This is a genomic window from Oceanimonas baumannii (assembly GCF_002245495.1).
GTDB lineage: Bacteria > Pseudomonadota > Gammaproteobacteria > Enterobacterales > Aeromonadaceae > Oceanimonas > Oceanimonas baumannii.
Genome location: NZ_NQJF01000066.1, coordinates 1 through 919 on the forward strand (window position 1 = coordinate 1; position 919 = coordinate 919).

Sequence of the window (919 nt, forward strand, 5' to 3'; positions counted from 1 at the left end):
AGATGTGTATAAGAGACAGTTGGTGAGGATTTGCTTGAGCCGCAGCGGGTCGCCCACCAGCGCCAGCGGCGTATCGCGGTAGACCAGGCTGACCAGTTCCAACTGCTTGGCATGGGCGGCGGGGGCGAGGATGGTCAGGGTGTCCTGGAGCAGATCGCGCAGGTTGAATGGAATGCTGTCGAGCACCAGTTTGCCGGCTTCTATTTTCGAGAAATCGAGAATCTCATTGATGATGCCCAGCAGGTTGTCGGCGGATTTTTCGATGGTACCCAGGTAGTCGAGCTGGCGCGGCGTCAGTTCGCTTTTTTGCAGCAGGTGGGTAAAGCCGAGGATGCCGTTGAGGGGCGTGCGAATTTCATGGCTCATATTGGCCAGAAACTCCGACTTGATGCGGCTCGCCTCCAGGGCTTCCTTACGCGCCAAGTCCAGCTCGATATTCTGGATCTCGATGGTTTCCAGGTTCTGACGCACGTCTTCGGTGGCCTGGTCGATGCTGTGCTGCAATTCTTCTTGGGCATTCTGCAAGGTTTCGGCCATGCGGTTGATGCCCGAGGCGAGTTGATCCAGCTCCTGGCTACCCAGCGCGGGCAGGCGGGTTTCCAGATTGCCGTCCTTGAGCTGGGCCACGGCTTGCTTGATCAATCCGATCGGCGAGGTGATCGTGCGGCTGATACGCAGCGCCAGTGCGGCAGTGAAGATCAGCCCGATGGCGATCAGCAGCAGGCTGGCGAACAGGCTGCGATAACCGCGCAACAGCATGCCGTTGTGGGACAGTTCCACCTCGACCCAGCCCAGCAGGCGGTCGCTTTCGTCGGGGATCAGTTCGCCCGCCAGGTTGCGATGGCGGCCGAACACCGGCAGCAGGTAACGGGTGGCGTCGTTGCCCGTGCGCTGCAACAGCTGTCTCTTATACACATCT

Annotated in this window: 1 protein-coding gene; it reads right to left on the bottom strand. The window is 59.7% G+C overall.

All coding sequences use genetic code 11. The annotated features are described in order from the left end of the window. Positions 1 to 919 (bottom strand): histidine kinase dimerization/phospho-acceptor domain-containing protein (locus B6S09_RS18940; RefSeq protein WP_141202012.1); only part of this gene is annotated, 919 nt, incomplete at both ends.